Source organism: Phocoenobacter atlanticus subsp. cyclopteri (assembly GCF_018343795.1).
Taxonomy (GTDB): domain Bacteria; phylum Pseudomonadota; class Gammaproteobacteria; order Enterobacterales; family Pasteurellaceae; genus Phocoenobacter; species Phocoenobacter atlanticus.
In genome coordinates this window covers 1,786,601-1,803,986 of the sequence record NZ_CP074346.1, presented here as the reverse complement: position 1 = coordinate 1,803,986, position 17,386 = coordinate 1,786,601, and the positions used below count along the sequence as shown (strand labels likewise).

At 35.9% G+C, this 17,386-nt stretch carries 28 protein-coding genes and 1 pseudogene; 27 read left to right on the top strand and 2 right to left on the bottom strand.

The window, feature by feature from the left end:
* Window positions 1–15 precede the first annotated feature (15 nt).
* From rpsC to rplQ, 21 genes are all read left to right on the top strand, one after another.
* Entirely contained in the window at window positions 16–723 is a 708-nt protein-coding gene (gene rpsC / locus KGI96_RS08760; RefSeq protein ID WP_211597190.1) for a 30S ribosomal protein S3, read from the top strand.
* Between the two features lie 12 nt (window positions 724–735).
* Window positions 736–1,146, top strand: coding sequence for a 50S ribosomal protein L16 (gene rplP, locus KGI96_RS08755; protein ID WP_211597191.1), 411 nt, complete (start codon window positions 736–738; stop codon window positions 1,144–1,146).
* Window positions 1,146–1,337, top strand: coding sequence for a 50S ribosomal protein L29 (gene rpmC, locus KGI96_RS08750; RefSeq protein ID WP_211597192.1), 192 nt, complete (start codon window positions 1,146–1,148; stop codon window positions 1,335–1,337). The genes rplP and rpmC overlap by 1 nt, the downstream gene beginning before the upstream one ends.
* Entirely contained in the window at window positions 1,338–1,598 is a 261-nt protein-coding gene (gene rpsQ, locus KGI96_RS08745) for a 30S ribosomal protein S17 (protein WP_211597193.1), read from the top strand. It abuts the gene before it with no gap.
* A 223-nt stretch (window positions 1,599–1,821) separates the two neighbouring features.
* A complete protein-coding gene (gene rplN / locus KGI96_RS08740; protein ID WP_090920031.1) occupies window positions 1,822–2,193 on the top strand; it encodes a 50S ribosomal protein L14 in 372 nt (123 codons plus the stop codon).
* A gap of 10 nt (window positions 2,194–2,203) precedes the next feature.
* Window positions 2,204–2,515, top strand: a complete 312-nt coding sequence (rplX, locus tag KGI96_RS08735) for a 50S ribosomal protein L24 (protein WP_211597194.1) — start codon at window positions 2,204–2,206, stop codon at window positions 2,513–2,515.
* A gap of 17 nt (window positions 2,516–2,532) precedes the next feature.
* The gene (gene rplE, locus KGI96_RS08730) at window positions 2,533–3,072 is read left to right on the top strand and encodes a 50S ribosomal protein L5 (RefSeq protein WP_211597195.1); all 540 of its coding nucleotides are present in this window, start codon (window positions 2,533–2,535) and stop codon (window positions 3,070–3,072) included.
* 11 nt (window positions 3,073–3,083) lie between these two features.
* Window positions 3,084–3,389, top strand: a complete 306-nt coding sequence (gene rpsN, locus KGI96_RS08725) for a 30S ribosomal protein S14 (RefSeq protein WP_211597196.1) — start codon at window positions 3,084–3,086, stop codon at window positions 3,387–3,389.
* A 36-nt stretch (window positions 3,390–3,425) separates the two neighbouring features.
* Entirely contained in the window at window positions 3,426–3,818 is a 393-nt protein-coding gene (gene rpsH / locus KGI96_RS08720; RefSeq protein ID WP_115316081.1) for a 30S ribosomal protein S8, read from the top strand.
* 15 nt (window positions 3,819–3,833) lie between these two features.
* Window positions 3,834–4,367 carry a 50S ribosomal protein L6 gene (gene rplF, locus KGI96_RS08715; RefSeq protein ID WP_211597197.1) on the top strand — a complete coding sequence of 178 codons (534 nt, stop codon included), beginning with the start codon at window positions 3,834–3,836 and terminating at the stop codon, window positions 4,365–4,367.
* A 12-nt stretch (window positions 4,368–4,379) separates the two neighbouring features.
* On the top strand, window positions 4,380–4,733 hold the full coding sequence (gene rplR, locus KGI96_RS08710) for a 50S ribosomal protein L18 (protein WP_211597198.1): 354 nt from the start codon (window positions 4,380–4,382) through the stop codon (window positions 4,731–4,733).
* A gap of 14 nt (window positions 4,734–4,747) precedes the next feature.
* A complete protein-coding gene (rpsE, locus tag KGI96_RS08705; RefSeq protein ID WP_211597199.1) occupies window positions 4,748–5,248 on the top strand; it encodes a 30S ribosomal protein S5 in 501 nt (166 codons plus the stop codon).
* A gap of 6 nt (window positions 5,249–5,254) precedes the next feature.
* Entirely contained in the window at window positions 5,255–5,434 is a 180-nt protein-coding gene (gene rpmD / locus KGI96_RS08700; protein ID WP_211597200.1) for a 50S ribosomal protein L30, read from the top strand.
* A 4-nt stretch (window positions 5,435–5,438) separates the two neighbouring features.
* Complete coding sequence (rplO, locus tag KGI96_RS08695) at window positions 5,439–5,873, top strand: 50S ribosomal protein L15 (protein ID WP_211597201.1); 435 nt, start codon at window positions 5,439–5,441, stop codon at window positions 5,871–5,873.
* 3 nt (window positions 5,874–5,876) lie between these two features.
* Complete coding sequence (secY, locus tag KGI96_RS08690) at window positions 5,877–7,199, top strand: preprotein translocase subunit SecY (RefSeq protein ID WP_211597202.1); 1,323 nt, start codon at window positions 5,877–5,879, stop codon at window positions 7,197–7,199.
* A gap of 33 nt (window positions 7,200–7,232) precedes the next feature.
* Window positions 7,233–7,346 carry a 50S ribosomal protein L36 gene (gene rpmJ, locus KGI96_RS08685; RefSeq protein ID WP_090920061.1) on the top strand — a complete coding sequence of 38 codons (114 nt, stop codon included), beginning with the start codon at window positions 7,233–7,235 and terminating at the stop codon, window positions 7,344–7,346.
* A gap of 145 nt (window positions 7,347–7,491) precedes the next feature.
* A complete protein-coding gene (rpsM, locus tag KGI96_RS08680) occupies window positions 7,492–7,848 on the top strand; it encodes a 30S ribosomal protein S13 (RefSeq protein WP_115316074.1) in 357 nt (118 codons plus the stop codon).
* A gap of 15 nt (window positions 7,849–7,863) precedes the next feature.
* A complete protein-coding gene (rpsK, locus tag KGI96_RS08675) occupies window positions 7,864–8,253 on the top strand; it encodes a 30S ribosomal protein S11 (protein ID WP_211597203.1) in 390 nt (129 codons plus the stop codon).
* Between the two features lie 28 nt (window positions 8,254–8,281).
* Window positions 8,282–8,908 (top strand): 30S ribosomal protein S4, encoded by a 627-nt coding sequence (gene rpsD / locus KGI96_RS08670; RefSeq protein WP_211597204.1) that lies wholly within the window; start codon window positions 8,282–8,284, stop codon window positions 8,906–8,908.
* Window positions 8,909–8,943: 35 nt separating this feature from the next.
* Window positions 8,944–9,933: a DNA-directed RNA polymerase subunit alpha gene (locus KGI96_RS08665; protein ID WP_211597205.1), complete on the top strand. Its 990-nt coding sequence runs from the start codon at window positions 8,944–8,946 to the stop codon at window positions 9,931–9,933.
* Between the two features lie 35 nt (window positions 9,934–9,968).
* A complete protein-coding gene (gene rplQ / locus KGI96_RS08660) occupies window positions 9,969–10,355 on the top strand; it encodes a 50S ribosomal protein L17 (RefSeq protein ID WP_211597206.1) in 387 nt (128 codons plus the stop codon).
* A 199-nt stretch (window positions 10,356–10,554) separates the two neighbouring features.
* Here rplQ and yccS read toward each other — a convergent pair whose 3' ends face one another.
* Window positions 10,555–12,711: a YccS family putative transporter gene (gene yccS, locus KGI96_RS08655; RefSeq protein WP_211597207.1), complete on the bottom strand. Its 2,157-nt coding sequence runs from the start codon at window positions 12,709–12,711 to the stop codon at window positions 10,555–10,557.
* Window positions 12,712–12,714: 3 nt separating this feature from the next.
* Window positions 12,715–13,407 carry a 5'-methylthioadenosine/S-adenosylhomocysteine nucleosidase gene (mtnN, locus tag KGI96_RS08650; protein ID WP_211597208.1) on the bottom strand — a complete coding sequence of 231 codons (693 nt, stop codon included), beginning with the start codon at window positions 13,405–13,407 and terminating at the stop codon, window positions 12,715–12,717.
* A 239-nt stretch (window positions 13,408–13,646) separates the two neighbouring features.
* Between mtnN and rbsD the strand changes: the two genes are divergently transcribed.
* From rbsD to KGI96_RS08620, 6 genes and pseudogenes are all read left to right on the top strand, one after another.
* Window positions 13,647–14,066 carry a D-ribose pyranase gene (gene rbsD, locus KGI96_RS08645; protein ID WP_211597209.1) on the top strand — a complete coding sequence of 140 codons (420 nt, stop codon included), beginning with the start codon at window positions 13,647–13,649 and terminating at the stop codon, window positions 14,064–14,066.
* Window positions 14,067–14,087: 21 nt separating this feature from the next.
* Window positions 14,088–15,011 (top strand): ribokinase, encoded by a 924-nt coding sequence (gene rbsK / locus KGI96_RS08640; RefSeq protein WP_211597210.1) that lies wholly within the window; start codon window positions 14,088–14,090, stop codon window positions 15,009–15,011.
* A gap of 259 nt (window positions 15,012–15,270) precedes the next feature.
* Complete coding sequence (locus tag KGI96_RS08635) at window positions 15,271–15,987, top strand: hypothetical protein (RefSeq protein WP_213156440.1); 717 nt, start codon at window positions 15,271–15,273, stop codon at window positions 15,985–15,987.
* An 18-nt stretch (window positions 15,988–16,005) separates the two neighbouring features.
* On the top strand, window positions 16,006–16,566 hold the full coding sequence (locus KGI96_RS08630) for a LemA family protein (RefSeq protein ID WP_211597212.1): 561 nt from the start codon (window positions 16,006–16,008) through the stop codon (window positions 16,564–16,566).
* Window positions 16,550–16,912, top strand: a complete 363-nt coding sequence (locus KGI96_RS08625) for a hypothetical protein (RefSeq protein ID WP_211597213.1) — start codon at window positions 16,550–16,552, stop codon at window positions 16,910–16,912. Before KGI96_RS08630 ends, KGI96_RS08625 begins: the two co-directional genes overlap by 17 nt.
* 238 nt (window positions 16,913–17,150) lie before the next feature.
* A pseudogene (locus KGI96_RS08620) lies at window positions 17,151–17,336 on the top strand (substrate-binding domain-containing protein); the annotation flags it as partial.
* Window positions 17,337–17,386 lie beyond the last annotated feature (50 nt).

Genomic DNA, 17,386 nt, shown 5'->3' with positions numbered 1-17,386 from the left:
AGTAGGAGAATAGCAATGGGTCAAAAAGTACATCCAAATGGTATTCGCCTTGGCATTGTTAAGCCTTGGAACTCTACTTGGTTCGCGAATACACAGGATTTCGCTGATAATTTAGAAGGCGATTTTAAAGTCCGTAAATATTTAAACAAACAGTTAGCAAATGCTTCCGTTTCACGTATCACTATTGAACGTCCAGCAAAAAGCATTCGTGTAACTATTCACACAGCTCGCCCAGGTATCGTAATTGGTAAGAAAGGTGAAGATGTTGAAAAATTGAGAAGTGCAGTTGCGAAAATCGCAGGTGTTCCAGCTCAGATCAATATCGCTGAAGTGAAAAAACCAGAGCTAGATGCAAAATTAGTTGCAGATGGCATTGCTTCTCAACTAGAACGTCGTGTAATGTTCCGTCGTGCGATGAAACGTGCAGTACAAAACGCAATGCGTTTAGGTGCTAAAGGTATCAAAGTTGAAGTAAGTGGTCGTTTAGGTGGTGCAGAAATCGCACGTTCTGAGTGGTATCGTGAAGGTCGAGTGCCTCTACATACACTTCGTGCAGATATCGATTACAACACTGCAGAAGCTCTCACAACATACGGTATTATCGGTGTTAAAGTGTGGATCTTTAAAGGTGAAGTTCTTGGTGGAATGACTGCAGTGATGGAATCAGAAAAACAACCTGAAAAGCAGAAACCTCGCAAGGGTTCTCGCAAAGGTCGTAAATAAGGAGATCACTGAATGTTACAACCAAAACGCACAAAATTCCGTAAAGTTCACAAAGGTCGTAATCGTGGACTTGCGGTTGGTACTGATGTAAGCTTCGGTACTTATGGTTTAAAAGCAGTTGGACGCGGTCGTTTAACCGCTCGTCAAATCGAGGCAGCACGTCGTGCGATGACTCGTGCAGTTAAACGTCAAGGTAAAATCTGGATTCGTGTATTCCCAGATAAACCAATTACTGAAAAACCATTAGAGGTCCGTATGGGTAAAGGTAAAGGTAACGTAGAGTACTGGGTAGCCTTAATCCAACCGGGTAAAGTATTATATGAAATGGACGGTGTTCCAGAAGAAGTTGCCCGCCAAGCATTTGCATTAGCGGCAGCAAAACTTCCTATGAAAACCGCATTTGTAACTAAGACGGTGATGTAATGAAAGCTCAAGAACTCCGTAGTAAAAGTGTTGAAGAGCTGAATGCTGAATTGGTTAACTTGTTAGGTGAGCAATTCAAGTTGCGTATGCAAGCAGCCACCGGTCAGCTTCAACAAACCCATCAGTTAAAAGAAGTGCGTCGTAGTATTGCACAAGTAAAAACTGTATTGACTGAAAAGGCGGGTGAGTAAATGACTGATAAAATTCGTACTGTACAAGGTAAAGTAGTTGGCGATAAAATGGATAAATCATTCACAATCGCAATTGAACGTACCGTAAAACATCCATTATATGGTAAGTTTATGCGTCGTACTACAAAACTTCACGTACACGATGAAAATAACGAAGCAAAAGTAGGTGATTTAGTTGAAATTAAAGAGTGTCGTCCACTCTCTAAAACTAAATCTTGGACTTTAGTTCGTGTAGTTGAGAAAGCAGTTATTGTTGACTAATTTCTAAACTATGAAAAAATAAAAAGACCTAGCACTTGTGTTAGGTCTTTTTTTTATTTTTGAATTCCATTAATTATATAGAAAAAAGCGGTTACATTCTCTATGCTTTTTACAAATTTGAGTTGTTATTTATAGAGAAGTAGTGATATAATGCTCCACCTTATCCTATTTCTAGGGTAAGTTCGTCCCGGAAGGGTGTTTTTTAATTTAGCGGAGCACTAATATGATCCAAGAACAGACTATGCTTGATGTTGCTGATAATTCAGGAGCTCGCCGCGTAATGTGTATCAAGGTTCTAGGTGGATCGCACCGTCGTTACGCTGCAGTAGGTGACATCATTAAAATTACCGTAAAAGAAGCAATTCCTCGTGGTAAAGTAAAAAAAGGTGATGTGTTAAAAGCAGTTGTGGTGCGCACCAAGAAGGGTGTTCGTCGCCCAGATGGAGCAGTTATTCGCTTCGATGGTAATGCTTGTGTAGTATTAAACAATACAACTGAGCAACCTGTCGGTACTCGTATTTTTGGTCCTGTGACTCGTGAACTTCGTTCTGAGAAGTTTATGAAGATCATCTCTTTAGCACCAGAAGTACTGTAAGGAGAATAAAATGGCTGCAAAAATCCGTCAAAATGATGAAGTTATTGTTCTTACCGGAAAAGATAAAGGTAAGCGTGGTAAGGTAACAAAAGTGTTACCAAACGGTAAAGTATTTGTTGAAGGGATCAATATGATCACTAAACACGAAAAACCAGTCCCTGCTTTAAATAAAGAGGGTGGTATCGTGAAGAAAGAAGCTGCAATTCAAGCATCAAATGTTGCTATCTTTAATCCAACAACAAACAAAGCTGACCGTGTAGGTTTTAGAATTGAAGACGGCAAAAAAGTTCGTTTCTTCAAATCTAATAATGAAATTATTTAACTAATTGGAGTAATGCGATGGCGAAACTGCATGATTATTACAGAGAGCAAGTAGTTAATGAATTGAAAGAAAAATTCAACTACTCGTCTGTCATGCAAGTCCCACGAATCGAAAAGATAACCCTGAATATGGGTGTGGGTGAAGCATTGACCGATAAAAAATTGTTAGAGAATGCAGTAGCAGATCTAACAGCGATTAGCGGTCAAAAACCTTTAATTACTAAGGCTCGTAAGTCAGTTGCTGGCTTTAAGATCCGTCAGGGATATCCAATCGGATGTAAAGTGACCCTACGTGGTGAACGTATGTGGGAATTCTTTGAAAGATTGGTTACGATTGCCGTTCCTCGTGTTCGAGATTTTCGTGGTTTAAGCGTAAAATCTTTTGATGGACGTGGTAATTACAGTATGGGTGTTCGTGAACAAATCATTTTCCCAGAAATTGATTATGATAAAGTTGATCGTGTACGTGGTTTAGATATCACTATCACTACAACGGCGAACAATGATGAAGAAGGTCAAGCGTTATTAGCTGCCTTTAATTTCCCATTCCGTAAATAAGGTAGGTTATCGTGGCAAAAAAATCAATGATCGCACGAGATGTTAAACGTGCTAAATTAGCTGATAAGTTCTACGCAAAACGTCAAGAATTGAAAGACATTATTGCTAATGTTAATTCTTCTGATGAAGAGCGTTGGGATGCGGTATTAAAATTACAAGGTCTTCCTCGTGATTCAAGTACAAGCCGTCAGCGTAACCGTTGTCGCCAAACTGGTCGTCCTCATGGGGTACTTCGTAAGTTTGGTTTAAGCCGTATTAAGGTTCGTGAAGCAGCAATGCGTGGAGAAATCCCAGGCCTTAAAAAAGCTAGTTGGTAATCACCTCTTTTATATTGGAATCATGGGAGTAAATACATGAGCATGCAAGATCCAATCGCAGATATGCTAACTCGTATTCGTAACGGGCAAGCTGCGAACAAAGTTGCTATCAGTATGCCTTCATCCAAGCTAAAAGTTGCTATTGCTAACGTTTTGGCTGAAGAAGGTTTTGTTGAGAGCTTCAAAATTTTAGAAGGCGTTAAGCCTGAATTGGAAATCACTTTAAAATATTTCCAAAATAAACCAGTTGTAGAAAAAATTCAACGTGTGAGCCGTCCTGGTCTTCGTATTTATAAACGTAAAGACGAATTACCAAAAGTAATGGGTGGTTTAGGTATTGCTGTTGTTTCTACATCAAAAGGTGTTATGACTGACCGAGCTGCTCGTAAAGCAGGATTGGGCGGTGAAATCATCTGTTATGTCGCTTAATAAGGGGTAGGAAGAATGTCTCGTGTCGCAAAAGCACCTGTTAATATTCCTGCCGGCGTTGAGGTAAAACTTGACGGTCAGTTATTAACAGTGAAAGGAAAAAATGGTGAGTTGTCTCGTACAATTCATAATGCAGTTGAAGTAAACCAAGATGCAGGCGTATTAACATTTGTACCTAAAGAAGGTATGGTTAATGCAAATGCTCAAGCTGGTACTGCTAGAGCATTAGTTAATGCTATGGTTATCGGTGTTACAGAAGGCTTTACTAAGAAATTGCAATTAGTGGGTGTTGGTTATAGAGCACAAGTAAAAGGTAACACAGTTGCACTTAGCTTAGGTTTCTCACATCCGGTTGATCATCAGTTGCCTGCAGGCGTAACTGCTGAATGTCCATCGCAAACAGAAATTGTTTTAAAAAGTGCGGACAAACAGTTAGTTGGTCAAGTAGCAGCCGATATTCGTGCATACCGCCGTCCTGAGCCTTATAAAGGTAAAGGTGTACGTTACTCTGATGAAGTAGTACGTACAAAAGAGGCTAAGAAAAAGTAAGGTAGGTTAACTATGGATAAGAAAACAGCTCGTATCCGTCGTGCCAGCCGTGCACGTCATTTAATGAGAGAGCAAGGTGCAACCCGTCTGGTTGTATATCGTACACCACGCCATATTTATGCGCAGGTAATTGCACCTAATGGCTCAGAAGTACTAGCAGCAGCTTCAACTGTTGAAAAAGTAATTAAAGAGCAAGTAAAATATACTGGAAACAAAGACGCAGCAGTAATGGTTGGTAAACTTGTCGCTGAACGTGCTTTAGAAAAAGGTATTAAAGCGGTTGCATTTGATCGTTCTGGTTTCAAATACCACGGACGTGTGCAATCATTGGCAGACGCTGCTCGTGAAGCTGGTCTTCAGTTCTAATAGAGGAATTTGAGATGTCAAACATCGAAAAACAAGCTGGTGAACTGCAGGAAAAGCTAATCGCGGTTAACCGTGTATCAAAAACCGTAAAAGGTGGTCGTATTATGAGTTTTACTGCTTTAACAGTAGTAGGCGATGGTAACGGTCGTGTAGGTTTTGGTTACGGAAAAGCTCGTGAAGTTCCAGCAGCAATCCAAAAAGCGATGGAAAAAGCTCGTCGCAATATGGTTAATGTAGCTTTAGATGAAGGTACATTACAACATCCTGTTAAAGGTGCTCATACTGGTTCTCGCGTATTTATGCAGCCAGCTAGTGAAGGTACTGGTATCATCGCTGGTGGTGCAATGCGTGCAGTGTTAGAAGTTGCAGGTGTTCGTAACGTACTTTCTAAAGCATATGGTTCGACGAATCCAATTAATGTGGTTCGTGCAACTATTGATGCATTAGAAAATATGAAATCTCCAGAAATGGTTGCTGCTAAACGCGGTAAAACAGTTGAAGAAATTTTGGAGTAATTGAATATGACAAAAACGATTAAAGTAACTCAAACTCGTAGCTCAATTGCTCGTTTACCGAAGCATAAAGCAACGTTAAAAGGTTTAGGCCTTCGTCATATTCGACACACAGTGGAACTTGAAGATACTCCATCAGTTCGTGGAATGATCAACCAAGTTTCATATATGGTTAAAGTGGAGGAGTAATAGAATGCGTTTAAACTCTCTATCTCCAGCAGAAGGTGCTAAACATAGCAGTAAACGTTTAGGACGTGGTATCGGTTCTGGCTTAGGCAAAACTGGTGGACGTGGTCATAAAGGTCAAAAATCTCGTTCTGGTGGCGGTGCTCGTCGTGGATTCGAAGGTGGACAAATGCCTTTATACCGTCGTTTACCTAAATTTGGTTTCACGTCATTAAAATCTTTACGTACTGCTGAAATTCGTTTAGATGAATTAGCGAAAGTTGAAGGTGATATTATCACTTTAGACACACTTAAAACCGCTAATTTAGTAACAAAAGATATTTTATCTGCAAAAGTAATTTTATCAGGTAAAATTGAAAAAGTGGTAACTGTTAAAGGTTTACGTGTTACTAAAGGTGCAAAAGCTGCTATTGAAGCTGCTGGCGGTTCAATCGAGGAATAATCAATGGCAAAGCAACCAGGATATCAAGGAAATAATACACAAAAAAGCTCTGGTGAACTAAAATCTAGACTATTATTTGTTTTGTTTGCATTAGTGGTTTTTAGAATCGGATCTTTTATTCCTGTTCCTGGTATTGATGCTTCTGTTTTATCCGAATTAATTCAAAAACAACAAGGTACCATCATTGACATGTTTAATATGTTTTCTGGTGGTGCATTGAGTAGAGCATCTATTTTTGCGTTAGGTATTATGCCTTATATTTCTGCTTCTATTATCATTCAGTTACTTACTGCCATTCATCCGGCATTATCTGAGTTAAAAAAAGAAGGTGCAGCAGGACAACGTAAAATTAGTAAATATACAAGATACTCTACTCTTTTATTAGCATTTATTCAGTCTGTTGGTATTTCTTTTGCCTTACCAAATATGATCAATGGACTTGTTCCTAATCCTGATATGCTGTTTTATATTACAGCTGTTATTAGTTTAGTAACGGGAACAATGTTCTTAATGTGGTTAGGTGAGCAAATTACAGAACGTGGCGTAGGAAATGGAATTTCTCTCATTATCTTCGCTGGGATTGTGGCAGGATTACCAGGCACTATTGGACAGACAGTTGAACAAGCGCGTCAAGGTGAAATATCTTTGATTGTTCTGCTTTTAATTGTAGTTGTTGCTTTTGCAGTAACATATTTTGTTGTTTTCGTTGAACGTGGACAAAGAAGAATCGTAGTCAATTATGCAAGTCGTCAACAAGGGCGAATGATGATGCCTGCGAAATCTTCACATTTACCATTAAAAGTAAATATGGCTGGTGTAATTCCAGCTATCTTTGCATCTAGTATTATTCTTTTCCCTGCAACTGTTGTGAAATGGTTTGGAGAGAATGAAGGTTTTGAATGGTTGTCTGATATTTCATTATTATTACAACCAGGTCAACCATTGTATATTGCATTATTTACAATGGCTGTGATATTCTTTGCTTTCTTTTATACAAGTATGCAAAATAATCCACGTGATATTGCGGATAATTTGAAAAAATCAGGTGCGTTTGTACCAGGTTATAGACCAGGAGAACAAACATCTCGTCATATTGACAAAGTAATGACACGAATTACAATGATTGGTGGTTTGTATATTGCATTTGTTTGTTTGGTTCCTTATATCGTAACATCATTATGGAAAGTACCATTTAATTTAGGTGGTACATCGCTATTGATTGTTGTGGTAGTTATTATGGATTTCATCGCACAAGTCCAAAGTCATTTAATGTCTTTACAATATGACTCTGTGTTGAAGAAAGCCAATTTAAAAGGTTCAAGATAATATAATCTTGTACTAATAGAAAAAGGATAAGCAATGAAAGTTCGTGCTTCAGTTAAGAAATTATGCCGTAATTGTCGTATTGTTAGACGTTCAGGTGTGGTTCGAGTAATTTGTTCAGAACCAAAACACAAACAACGTCAAGGTTAATTAAGTATTATTTCTTGCAAAGAACCAGCTGAGTGGTTATACTACTCAGCTCATTTCGTCCTGATATACTGTTTGAGTATCCTGAAACGGGCTTTTCAAGATCAGTGTATCAATGAATTTTAATTTTAAAAAATAGGAGTGCATAGTGGCCCGTATTGCAGGCATTAACATTCCTGATCAAAAACACACTGTAATCGCATTAACTGCTATTTACGGTATCGGCAAAACTAGAGCAAAAGAAATTTGTGCTTTAACAGGTATTGCTGAAGACGTTAAGATCAGAGAATTGTCTGAAGAGCAGATTGAAAAACTGCGTGAAGAAGTTGGTAAATTTACTGTTGAAGGTGATTTGCGCCGTGAAGTAACTTTAAGTATCAAACGTCTTTTAGACTTAGGTTGTTACAGAGGTTTACGCCATCGTCGTAGCTTACCGGTACGTGGTCAACGTACTAAAACAAATGCGCGTACTCGTAAGGGTCCACGTAAACCGATCAAGAAATAGTCGGAGTAAATTATAATGGCTAAAACACCAGTTCGTACACGTAAACGTGTAAAAAAACAGATTGCAGATGGCGTAGCACATATCCACGCCTCTTTCAATAACACAATCGTAACTATTACTGACCGTCAAGGTAACGCTCTTGCTTGGGCTACCGCTGGTGGTTCAGGTTTCCGAGGTTCTCGTAAATCAACTCCATTTGCAGCACAAGTTGCAGCGGAACGTTGTGCTGAAACTGTTAAAGAGTTCGGTCTGAAGAATTTGGAAGTTATGGTTAAAGGTCCGGGTCCAGGTCGTGAGTCAACAGTCCGTGCATTAAGTGCAGCAGGATTTCGTATCACGAGTATTGTAGATGTGACTCCGATTCCTCATAACGGTTGTCGTCCACCTAAAAAACGTCGTGTTTAATTGACGTTAGGATAATTGGAGAAAGAAAATGGCAAGATATTTGGGTCCAAAGCTCAAGCTAAGCCGTCGTGAAGGTACTGATTTGTTTTTAAAATCAGGCGTTCGCACGATTGAATCAAAATGTAGAAATAGACTTGATGTAGCACCTGGACAGCATGGTGCACGTAAAGCACGTTTATCTGATTATGGTAGTCAGTTGCGTGAAAAACAAAAAGTTCGCCGTATTTATGGTATCTTGGAGCGTCAGTTCCGTAATTACTATAAAGAAGCTAACCGCTTAAAAGGTAATACTGGTGAGAATTTACTAGTATTATTAGAAGGTCGTTTAGATAATGTTGTTTATCGTATGGGATTTGCTACAACTCGTGCTGAAGCACGTCAGTTAGTTAGCCATAAATCTATTGTGATAAATGGTCGAGTAGTAAACATTCCTTCTTATCAAGTTTCTGTTGATGATGTGGTCGCTGTTCGTGAGAAATCTAAGAAACAAGCACGAATAAAAGCATCATTAGAATTAGCTACTCAAAGAGAAAAACCAACTTGGTTAGAAGTTGATGTAGCTAAAATGGAAGGCGTATTTAAACGTACTCCTGAGCGTTCAGATCTATCAGCAGATATTAATGAGAGTCTGATCGTTGAGCTTTACTCTAAATAATAATTGATAAAGCTTAAAAGAAAAGAGAGGATAAAATGCAGGGTTCTGTGACAGAATTTTTAAAACCGCACTTAGTGAACATTGAACAAATTAGTTCAACTCACGCAAAAGTGACATTAGAGCCACTAGAGCGTGGCTTTGGCCATACACTAGGGAATGCCCTTCGTCGTATATTACTTTCTTCTATGCCAGGTTGTGCGGTTACAGAAGTTGAAATTGATGGTGTATTACATGAATACAGCAGCAAAGAAGGTGTTCAGGAAGATATTCTTGAAGTGTTACTAAATTTAAAAGGTTTAGCGGTAAAAGTGCAAGACAAAGATGATATTGTTTTGACACTGAATAAGTCTGGAATTGGCCCTGTTATTGCAGCGGACATTACACATGATGGTGATGTGGAAATAGTTAACCCTGAACACGTGATCTGTCATTTAACAGATAAAAATGCGTCTATTAGTATGCGCATTCGAGTACAGCGTGGTCGAGGTTATGTACCAGCTTCTGCGAGAATTCACACTCAAAGTGATGATCGTCCAATTGGTCGTTTATTAGTTGATGCACGTTTTAGTCCAGTTGATCGTATTGCTTACAATGTGGAAGCAGCACGTGTGGAACAACGTACAGATTTGGATAAGCTACTCATTGAGATGGAGACTAATGGAACATTAGATCCTGAAGAGGCTATTCGTCGAGCTGCAACAATTTTAGCAGAGCAATTAGCTGCATTCGTAGATTTACGAGATGTACATCAACCAGAAGTAAAAGAAGAGAAACCAGAATTTGATCCTGTTCTTCTTCGTCCAGTTGATGATTTAGAACTTACAGTTCGTTCAGCTAACTGCTTAAAAGCAGAGACAATTCACTATATCGGTGATTTAGTACAACGTACAGAAGTAGAGTTATTGAAAACACCTAATCTTGGTAAAAAATCACTTACCGAAATTAAAGATGTGCTTGCTTCTCGTGGTTTATCACTGGGTATGCGTCTTGACAATTGGCCGCCAGCAAGCATTGCTGAAGACTAATTTTCAGACATTAGATTTCTAAGAAGGAATAAGGTATGCGTCATCGTAAGAGTGGCCGTCAACTAAATCGTAATAGTAGTCATCGCCAAGCGATGTTTCGTAATATGGCAGGTTCTTTAGTTAATCATGAGATTATTAAAACAACTGTACCTAAAGCGAAAGAGCTACGTCGAGTAGTTGAACCATTAATTACTTTATCAAAAGTAGATAGCGTAGCAAATCGTCGTTTAGCATTTGCTCGTACACGCAACAAAGATGTTGTGGCAAAATTATTTAATGAATTAGGTCCACGTTTTAAAGAACGTGCGGGTGGTTATACTCGTATTATGAAATGTGGTTTCCGTGCAGGCGATAACGCACCAATGGCTTACATTGAGTTAGTTGATCGTCCAGAAGTTGCAGAAGAAGCAGCAACTGAATAAATAATTTAGTTTAGAAATTAAAACCTAGTATAGTGATATGCTAGGTTTTATTTTTTGTAAAAAAATTGAGAATAATAGCGTCAAAGTTGCAAATATTTTTAAATCTTAGTTAGCAAATTTTGTATAAATTAGTACAATTATGTCTAATATTTTAGATGATTTTATCACAATAAAATCTTTAAATAACATTACACCTTATTTAAAACTTACTTTTTTTATACTGTTCAAACTGCAGTAATAGTTGTGCAATTAAAGATAATTGTTGCACTAGTAACCTTGCTTTATCTTTTTCGTGGTCTAAATAATCTTGCTCTAAATATTGTAACTGTGTGATTAAATCATTGAGCTGTGTGCTACGCTGTTTTGTTTCTGAATAGGTGGAATCCAATAATCGTGAAATAAATTTTCCTTGTTGAAAGAAAACAGTTGAATATTCAAATTGGTGATTGATTGTATCGCTCTCTTTACGGTACACCCCTAATGCAGAAATATAGCTTAATAACGTGTAATTTAATTCTAATAATTGTGGTGCAACCGCTAAGCTATTTTTATATTTCTTTGGTTCTTCCTGCATTGCAGAAACGGTAGTACTCAATTTTGCAACATTATGATAAGCCATTCGGCGAGCTAAACGATACCCAAAATGGTCTCGATAACCAAATTGTAATTGTGCCATTATATGACGTAAATATAAGGAGCTACTTTTTAGTGTTTCTTCCAAATTTTGACGTAAATTAAGATATCGCCAATCCGCCCAAAGGAAAGAAACCGCAAACCACGCAATGCCTGCTCCAATAAAGGTATCTAAAATTCGAGGTAATATCGCCATTTCTTTACCCAAACCAATGACATCAAAACTCACTAATACTTGAATGGTAATAAAAAAACTGGCATAGCTGTATTTTCTTTCCATAAAAAAGAAAAATAAGCTACTTGTGGCAACAATAATCCCCAATTGAGCCTCTAGCGTTGGAGATAAATATCTTAATGATAGCCCAACAAATACCCCTAAAAGCGTGCCTAAAATACGCTGAACCAATCGTTTTTTTGTGGCGGAGTAATTTGGTTTACATACTAAAATCGCCGTTAATAAAATCCAATAACCCAATTCCAGATGAAATATCTGTACAATCGAACAACATACAAATACCACAATGGAAAGGCGAATAGCGTGACGAAAGAGTTCAGATCCTAAATAACACTGTTTTTTTATTGTATAAAAAATATTGCCTATGCCTGAAATATTTTCAGATAACAAGCGGTAGGTTTGTTGATTATTTTTACCAAAATCATTACAAATATTTTCTTCATATAAAGTTTCAAATAACAAGGTGATATTTTTTAAATTTTCAACCATTGAAGATAATTGATAAAAAGATGCCTTTGTTTCTTTTTGATGATACTGCAATGAGTTTTGTAATCCCTTTAATACTCTTTGCATTTTAAAATTCGGTTTATAATCCAAATTATGGCGTAACGCTTTTGCAATATATTGGCACTCTATTGCTTGTAATTCTAATAAACGGCGTAATCGAAAAACCAAATCAGTGTGCTGAAACTCTTCCAATAAATCTTGATATTGAGAATGGCTTGAACTGGTTCTTTCCCAAATTTCTTGCCCTGTTAAATAGTAACGTAACATTTTTTGCGTATGAAAATGACGATGTTGTTGATCTAAACGACTAAACAACACTTCTCTTACTTCATCAAATGAACGCATTACTGCAGTATTGGCTCGTGCTAACGCTAATTTTTTATCAGACAGGCGATTAATATCATCAAAATCAAAAAATGTTGATTTTTGCTGTAAATAGTTTCCTAAACTATCAAAATAAGAGGCTAAACTCTCCTGTGTTGCTCGATTAGGTAAACACAAATAAATCAATAATGAGATAAAGCTATAAATCAAGGTACCTAATAAAATTAACGTTGTGTTGATATACCACACCACATTAGGGGTATAAACCAGTGCAGTATAAACAGCAACCAGCAAAGTACAAAATGCAATCTTGCTATAACGCCCGCCTACTGCACCAAGCATTACTACAATAAAAGTAATGATGGTTAGTAAAGGAACAAAAATCCATCCTTTTGTCAAAAAGAATTGTGAGATAAGAGAGACGGTACCAAATGCTATCAGCATTAAAATAAGATCTTTGAAACGCCCTGTTAAACGGTTACTTTGCTCTGATAATGCTGTCGCAATAATGCCTAAAACTAATGGCATTGCAAGATGAGAAATCTCTAATTGCCAAATAACAATAGCGGCAATATTGGTTGAAATAAATACCGCCAATACATTAAGCATATTGATATTCAACCATTGTAATCGCAAACTATTGAATACGTTTTTCATCAATTAACCTAAGTGTTCAATCATCTTTAATACAATTGCAGAGGATTTTTGTGCAGCAAGGGGTAAAAATTCATCAAAAGATAAATGGGACTCTTTATCCGCCACATCTGAAATCGCTCGAACAACGACAAAAGGCACACCAAAAGCGTGACAAACTTGAGCAATAGCCGCTGCTTCCATTTCAACCGCCACCACTTGCGGAAAATTTTTGCAAATTTTTGTGATCATCTCACCGCTATTCACAAATAAATCGCCACTACAAATCAACCCTGAAACAGCATTTTCACCTAGTTGTTGTGTCAAAGAAAAAGCTAATTCAGCGAGTTCTTTATCTGCCACAAATCCAGCTGGATTGGCAGGAAGTTGCCCTATTTCATAGCCAAAAGCCGTCACATCAACATCGTGATAGCGAGCTTCTGTTGAGATAACAATATCTCCCACATTTAAGTTTTTATCCAATCCACCCGCTGAACCTGTATTGATCACATAATCAAGTTTAGTTAATTGCAAAAAGAGAGCGGTGCCCATTGCAGCCGCCGTTTTTCCAATACCTGATTGTAGTAATGCTACCTCTTTATTATTAATTTTTCCTTCAAAAATTTTACAGCCTGCAATTTCAGTTATTTTTAAATCTTGTAGGGTATTTTTCAAAATCTCTACTTCTTGTGCCATTGCACCAATAATGCCTAGTTTCATTGTTTGTCCTTTGTATTTTTATTGATTGTATTCTATCCTTAAAACTAAAAACCTTAAAGAATTTATTATCTTGAAATTATAAAACAAGCGGTTACATTTGTTTAATTTTTTGCAAATTGCAGTAAAAGTTTGATCTCCATAGCAAATAACTAAAATAGATTTTTACATTTAAGATAAATTTATATAGTATTTTTTAATTACATTTATTCTTACCGCTTATGGACAATAGGAGTGTTCCAATGAAAAAAACATCATTACTTAATGCCCCTCTTTCACAACTGATTGCAAAAATAGGGCATACTGATGGAATAACACTTTGTGATGCAGGATTACCCATTCCTGAAAAAGTAAATCGCATTGATCTTGCTATAACCAAAGGCATTCCAAGTTTTTTAGATCTCTTTAATGCAACCATTACAGAACTATTTGTTGAACGAGTTTTATTAGCTGAAGAAATAAAAAAGATAAATCCAAGCATACATTCAATGATTTTAGAAAAGCTCTCAGAATTAGAAAAACAGCAGGGAAACCAAATTCAAATTGACTATGTTCCTCACGAACAATTCAAACAAAAAACGAATGAAAGTAAGGGGATTGTTCGTTCAGGAGAATGTTCACCTTATGCCAATATAATTTTATATTCTGGTGTTCCGTTTTAAGAAAATATGAAGGAAGTAATTATGTCAAAACCTCATTTAGTTGTTTTAGGCAGTATTAATGTCGATCACGTTATTTATGCAGAACGCTTTCCTCAAGCAGGAGAAACCTTGTTTGGTAAAAAATATCAACTGGCTTATGGAGGAAAAGGGGCTAATCAAGCAGTTGCAGCCGCTCGTTTAGGTGCCAATGTTGATTTTATCGGTTGTATTGGGAATGATGCAATTGGTCACGAAATGAAAACGGCGTTTGAAAAGGACAACATCAATACTCAACATATTTTTGAGATCCCACAAGAAACCACTGGTGTTGCAATGATCCAAGTGACCGACAGTGGTGAAAATAGTATTGTAATCTCAGCAGGAGCAAATGCTCACCTCACGACTGAAAAATTAGCTAGCTGTAAAGACACACTTTCACAAGCTGAAATGTTATTAATGCAACTTGAAACTCCTTTAGAAACGATTATTAACGCCACTCAAATAGCCTATCAAAATGGTGTTAAAGTGGTATTAAACCCAGCTCCAGCAAGAACATTACCTGATGAATTATTACAACACCTCTTTATGATTACCCCAAATGAAACTGAAGCGGAATTATTAACAGGCATTAAGGTAACTGATGAACAGTCGGCTCAACAAGCTGCCCAAGTGTTTCATCAGAAAGGCATTGAATATGTGCTGATAACCTTAGGTTCTAAGGGCGTTTATTGTAGCTATCAAAATCAAGGCGAAATTATCAAAGGATTTAAAGTCAATGCGATTGATACCACCGCCGCTGGGGATACCTTTAACGGTGCATTATTAACTGCATTACTCGAACAAAAACCTATGCCAGAGGCGATCACTTTTGCTCACGCTGCTGCTGCCCTTTCAGTGACGAAAAAAGGAGCTCAATCTTCAATTCCTAGCCGAGAAGAAGTGATGAAATTTTTACAATCTCAATGATTGTAAAATAAGAGAGTAGGGTAAGCACTTAGCTGAAAGTGTAGGTTATTTAATAAAGTTTGGTGCTTAACCGAAAAAATCGTATACTTATCCGCAACAGCGTAAACACCGAGTCCGTTGCCTGCAATACGAGTGGACGATACTTGAAAAATGAAATAATGAATAAAAAAATAAATCTTCTGAAAAAGTTGAAGAAAAAACAAATTCTTTTTGGAAAAAGATAATCGGCTTTGTTGTAAGTATTGCACTTTTAATATTTATGGTTAGTGGAGGCGTTCCTTATTTTACAATTATCTTTTTTATAATATTGCCATTTTTGGGGACTATTTTTGCTAAAACAAATAAAAAGTCTTTTTATAAACTTCAAGAGATCTTACCTACATCAACTATCCGTTCTGTTGCAATGGGGTTAGCAGAAATATCAGGAAAAGCAAAAATGATAGAGCCTGTTATTTCTAAAATCACAAAGAAAAAATGCATTGGTTATATCTATTTAGTTGAAGATATTAGAAAAGACAAAGAAGGAAGAATTTCTTATTTTAAGGATTTTTCCGAAACTGTTTGTAATCCATTTTTTGTAAAAGATAAAACAGGGCAAATAAAAGTTTTACCTAATGATTTAGAGTTTTTAGATTTTGAAGAAAGTCATCAAAAAATAACAGGCAGCAAACGATATACAGAATATTTACTTAAAGAAAATATGGAAGTTTTACTTATTGGTAAAGCTGGAATTACAGAAAATAATGAACCTGTTTTCAAAAAAGAAGAAATTAAAAATGTTTTTGGAATTGCACCTTTAAAAAAAGTAGGAAATTATAATAAATTAAGACCTCTTATAAAGTCTGCTGGATATTTTATATATTTTTGGATAATTATAGTTGCAATAATTTTACTTACACCAACTAATTTAGAAAATAATATGATAAAATTTGGAAACTATCATTGGGAAATTCCATTTCAAAACACAAAAAAATAATAAATAAGGCAAAACAATATGACAACATTTTTCGCTTACATAGCCATCGGATTAGTAATATTAGGTTTAATTAATATAGTAGTTTCAACATATAATAAACTTGTAATGCTTAATAATAATACCGACAAAACTTTTAAAAATATTGATATTTTATTAAAACAAAGAGCAGATGAAATACCTAACCTTATAAAAGTTGTAAAAGAATTTCAAAACCACGAAAGTGACTTACTTACCAAACTTACAAAATTGAGAACTGATTTTTTACAGGCTAATACTGTAAAGGATAAAGTAGAAATATCAAATGAAATGAATAAACAACTAAAAACCCTTTTTGCTGTTTCTGAAAACTATCCTGATTTAAAATCAAATAAAAATTTTTTATTACTTCAAAATCGCGTTTCGCAAATGGAAGATGCTATTGCTGACCGAAGAGAACTTTATAATGAAAGTGTAAATATGTACAATATAGGTATTGCTGAATTTCCTAATGTACTTTTAGCAAAACCTATGGGGTATAATAAAAAAGAATTTTTCAACATAACAGAACAAGAAATAGAATATAATGGAGTTACCTTTTAATATAATTGAACTAATAAATATAATTGATGAAAAGCCTATTTATTTAGTTGCTTTTGCTTCGTTACACGGATTTGTTTTTATTTTATTACATATACCTATATGGTTATTTAAGAAAATAGGAATATACGACCCTAACAAAAATTTAGGTGTATTTGGTACATCAATAGCATTTATTATTGGTATAGGCTGGGTTTTAGGTTTCATATCGCAAGGATTATTGTTTTTTATGAAAGTTTCAGGTATTAAAATATTATTGATTTATTTATCAATGTATCTTTGTATTATATTTTTTGTTATTTCTAACGCGATGAAATTAAAAAGCAACTTTGATATTAATGGTAATTAGAACAAAAAGAAAACGAAACCTTAAAAAAATGTACTGACAGGCAACACAAGTTTTTACGCTATTGCGGGTTAGGTGCTTAAACGAAAGTTTAGGTTATTTAATAAAGTTTAGTGCATAACCAAAAAACTATCGTATATTTATCTGCAACAGTGTAAGTTAATTTATTATAATACAAGCGGTTATATTTAAACAAATTTTTACGATTTAAGGATTAATGGCAATAATGAAAGATATTGCCGTTATTGGTTATGATGATATTCATCTTGCACAATTTCTTTCTCCTCCTTTAACGACTATTCAACAACCCAAAGAATTTCTTGCTAAAAAAGCAGTAGAAACATTGTTAGATAGAATTAAAAATCATCATCTTACTTATAAAAATATTGTACTAGAGCCCACTCTAATATTAAGAGAGTCTATTTAATAAATTAATTTGCAAAAAAGTAAACTAATCGTACCGCTTGCGTTATAATA

Excerpts from the sequence above, each read along its gene's own strand:
- rpsC (WP_211597190.1), top strand. The coding sequence starts at position 16 with ATGGGTCAAAAAGTACATCCAAATGGTATTCGCCTTGGCATTGTTAAG.
- rplP (WP_211597191.1), top strand. The coding sequence starts at position 736 with ATGTTACAACCAAAACGCACAAAATTCCGTAAAGTTCACAAAGGTCGT.
- rpmC (WP_211597192.1), top strand. The coding sequence starts at position 1,146 with ATGAAAGCTCAAGAACTCCGTAGTAAAAGTGTTGAAGAGCTGAATGCT.
- rpsQ (WP_211597193.1), top strand. The coding sequence starts at position 1,338 with ATGACTGATAAAATTCGTACTGTACAAGGTAAAGTAGTTGGCGATAAA.
- rplN (WP_090920031.1), top strand. The coding sequence starts at position 1,822 with ATGATCCAAGAACAGACTATGCTTGATGTTGCTGATAATTCAGGAGCT.
- rplX (WP_211597194.1), top strand. The coding sequence starts at position 2,204 with ATGGCTGCAAAAATCCGTCAAAATGATGAAGTTATTGTTCTTACCGGA.
- rplE (WP_211597195.1), top strand. The coding sequence starts at position 2,533 with ATGGCGAAACTGCATGATTATTACAGAGAGCAAGTAGTTAATGAATTG.
- rpsH (WP_115316081.1), top strand. The coding sequence starts at position 3,426 with ATGAGCATGCAAGATCCAATCGCAGATATGCTAACTCGTATTCGTAAC.
- rplF (WP_211597197.1), top strand. The coding sequence starts at position 3,834 with ATGTCTCGTGTCGCAAAAGCACCTGTTAATATTCCTGCCGGCGTTGAG.
- rplR (WP_211597198.1), top strand. The coding sequence starts at position 4,380 with ATGGATAAGAAAACAGCTCGTATCCGTCGTGCCAGCCGTGCACGTCAT.
- rpsE (WP_211597199.1), top strand. The coding sequence starts at position 4,748 with ATGTCAAACATCGAAAAACAAGCTGGTGAACTGCAGGAAAAGCTAATC.
- rpmD (WP_211597200.1), top strand. The coding sequence starts at position 5,255 with ATGACAAAAACGATTAAAGTAACTCAAACTCGTAGCTCAATTGCTCGT.
- rplO (WP_211597201.1), top strand. The coding sequence starts at position 5,439 with ATGCGTTTAAACTCTCTATCTCCAGCAGAAGGTGCTAAACATAGCAGT.
- secY (WP_211597202.1), top strand. The coding sequence starts at position 5,877 with ATGGCAAAGCAACCAGGATATCAAGGAAATAATACACAAAAAAGCTCT.
- rpmJ (WP_090920061.1), top strand. The coding sequence starts at position 7,233 with ATGAAAGTTCGTGCTTCAGTTAAGAAATTATGCCGTAATTGTCGTATT.
- rpsK (WP_211597203.1), top strand. The coding sequence starts at position 7,864 with ATGGCTAAAACACCAGTTCGTACACGTAAACGTGTAAAAAAACAGATT.
- rpsD (WP_211597204.1), top strand. The coding sequence starts at position 8,282 with ATGGCAAGATATTTGGGTCCAAAGCTCAAGCTAAGCCGTCGTGAAGGT.
- KGI96_RS08665 (WP_211597205.1), top strand. The coding sequence starts at position 8,944 with ATGCAGGGTTCTGTGACAGAATTTTTAAAACCGCACTTAGTGAACATT.
- rplQ (WP_211597206.1), top strand. The coding sequence starts at position 9,969 with ATGCGTCATCGTAAGAGTGGCCGTCAACTAAATCGTAATAGTAGTCAT.
- yccS (WP_211597207.1), bottom strand. The coding sequence starts at position 12,711 with ATGAAAAACGTATTCAATAGTTTGCGATTACAATGGTTGAATATCAAT.
- mtnN (WP_211597208.1), bottom strand. The coding sequence starts at position 13,407 with ATGAAACTAGGCATTATTGGTGCAATGGCACAAGAAGTAGAGATTTTG.
- rbsD (WP_211597209.1), top strand. The coding sequence starts at position 13,647 with ATGAAAAAAACATCATTACTTAATGCCCCTCTTTCACAACTGATTGCA.
- rbsK (WP_211597210.1), top strand. The coding sequence starts at position 14,088 with ATGTCAAAACCTCATTTAGTTGTTTTAGGCAGTATTAATGTCGATCAC.
- KGI96_RS08635 (WP_213156440.1), top strand. The coding sequence starts at position 15,271 with ATGGTTAGTGGAGGCGTTCCTTATTTTACAATTATCTTTTTTATAATA.
- KGI96_RS08630 (WP_211597212.1), top strand. The coding sequence starts at position 16,006 with ATGACAACATTTTTCGCTTACATAGCCATCGGATTAGTAATATTAGGT.
- KGI96_RS08625 (WP_211597213.1), top strand. The coding sequence starts at position 16,550 with ATGGAGTTACCTTTTAATATAATTGAACTAATAAATATAATTGATGAA.